Origin of the sequence: Campylobacter coli LMG 9860 (genome assembly GCF_000254135.1) — a bacterium.
Lineage (GTDB): Bacteria > Campylobacterota > Campylobacteria > Campylobacterales > Campylobacteraceae > Campylobacter_D > Campylobacter_D coli.
On sequence record NZ_AINS01000143.1, the window covers coordinates 1 to 1,753 of the forward strand.

Sequence of the window (1,753 nt, forward strand, 5' to 3'; positions counted from 1 at the left end):
TTCCCTATGGCTTTATTAACACCAAAGATATTTTTTTTCATTTTTTACCTTTCAAATGATTTTTCTTGTTTTTTGCAAAGCTCTTTATCAATAGCTTCATCTAATGCTTGGTTTATATCTTCTTGTAAAAAAGAAGATATGGATTTATGATTGATATAAAATTCATATACTTCATCTAAAATTATTTCTATTTGATCTGAATTAAGATCTTCCATTGAAGAACTTTTTTCAAATAAAAACAAAGCTTTAATCAGCTTTTCATGATTTGAAGTTTCTAATTCTTGTGCTAATTCTTCTACACTTAAATTTTTTATAGACATTTTTATCCTTAAATCTTAAAATACTTGTGTTTCTTCATCTATATTTGTGTTTTCATAATCAATATTTGGCTCTTTTGGTGGAACTTGTGGATTTTGTGTTCCAGTGTCATCTTTATCTTTTTTGCCAAGCCAGTAAAATTTAGATACAATCACGCTTAGCATTGTTCTAGTATTTCCATCTTCATCTTGATATTGATTGGATGATAATTCTCCACTACACGCAAACTGTGAACCTTTTTTAATGTGCGTTGATGCACTTTCTGCACTTTTGCCAAATAAAACAATAGGTATCCAAGTCGTGCTACTTTCTTCATTGCCTCTTTCATTTTTCCATCGCTTTGTAATTGCAAGAGAATTTTTTGCATAAACTCTTCCGCTATTTGTAGTGCCTACTTCAAAATCTTTTCCTAAGTATCCGATTAGATTTACATTATTCATTGTTTAACTCCTTTTTGTTGGTGTAATATTTTTTCATCTTTTAAACTCCTTATTTATAGATTTAACTGCATTTGTTTTTTTGGTGCTAAATTCTTCTAATTTTGCTTTAAAATCATTTGTGGATTTGTTTTGTTGTGGTATAATTTTATTGGTAGCCGATGAAATGTTCTTTTGAACCAGTCGTCCGTCAAGACTTTGGGCTTGAGTGTAGGAGGTGTGGGCGTTCCTACCATCGACTACTACATCTTTTTTTGCCATTAATTCCAAGTTTTTTATTCTTTTTTCGTTAGCGTGAAAAATTTTACTGATATTTTCATCTTTTCGGATACCTACTTCACCCATTTTCTTTTCATTTAGCTTTTTCCCTGCAATGTAGTCTTTTTCACTTTTTGGAGTCGGATTATTGATAATAATTTCAGGATCATGGATAACTTTTTTTATTAAGTTAGCAACCTGTTCTTTGTTTTGAAACATTTCAGGGTGTCTTTCTAGTAAAGTTTGTAAATCTGCGACAGCTTCTTTATCACCTAAAAGATCAACCAGTCTTTCACAAAGTTCAAAAATTTCTAATTCTTTATCACTCATTGCAACTTCTTTGGATCTTTTGGTGTGCGATTATCTACAAGATAATTTAAAGAAAATACATTTTTAGCTTCTTTAGAATAAGGATTATCTGTAATAGTCACACTAACCTTGTAATCGTTTTGTGGTAAATTTGGATAAATAAGTTCCATTAAATCTGTTAAGTATTTATTAGGGCTTTTAATTTCTTTTTGTAAAAGTTTTTGCATTTCATTAAAAGCGTCGATAAAAAGTATTTTCCATTGTAATGCTTCTTTACCTGTAAAACCCATCGCTAAAAGAGAGAATCCATCGCGAGTTAGGTTGTAATATGGATATTTTCTTTCTCTACCTTTAAAACCTTGTATTTTATGGACTTTGAATGAAAGCTCAAAATTGAGCAGACAATTGGAAGTCCCTATTTCTCGCAAATC

Annotated in this window: 4 protein-coding genes; all 4 read right to left on the reverse strand. The window is 30.1% G+C overall.

What is annotated here, in order from left to right:
• Positions 1 to 44: 44 nt before the first annotated feature.
• A complete protein-coding gene (locus CCO88_RS09785) occupies positions 45 to 320 on the reverse strand; it encodes a hypothetical protein (protein ID WP_002779630.1) in 276 nt (91 codons plus the stop codon).
• Between the two features lie 15 nt (positions 321 to 335).
• The gene (locus CCO88_RS09790) at positions 336 to 758 is read right to left on the reverse strand and encodes a single-stranded DNA-binding protein (protein ID WP_002779629.1); all 423 of its coding nucleotides are present in this window, start codon (positions 756 to 758) and stop codon (positions 336 to 338) included.
• Positions 759 to 791: 33 nt separating this feature from the next.
• Positions 792 to 1,343: a hypothetical protein gene (locus CCO88_RS09795; RefSeq protein WP_002779628.1), complete on the reverse strand. Its 552-nt coding sequence runs from the start codon at positions 1,341 to 1,343 to the stop codon at positions 792 to 794.
• On the reverse strand, positions 1,340 to 1,753 hold a 414-nt coding region (locus CCO88_RS09800; protein ID WP_002840766.1), incomplete at its 5' end, for a Rha family transcriptional regulator. The genes CCO88_RS09795 and CCO88_RS09800, both read right to left, overlap by 4 nt.

Coding starts and splice junctions, on each gene's coding strand:
- CCO88_RS09785 (WP_002779630.1), bottom strand. CDS start 320: ATGTCTATAAAAAATTTAAGTGTAGAAGAATTAGCACAAGAATTAGAA.
- CCO88_RS09790 (WP_002779629.1), bottom strand. CDS start 758: ATGAATAATGTAAATCTAATCGGATACTTAGGAAAAGATTTTGAAGTA.
- CCO88_RS09795 (WP_002779628.1), bottom strand. CDS start 1,343: ATGAGTGATAAAGAATTAGAAATTTTTGAACTTTGTGAAAGACTGGTT.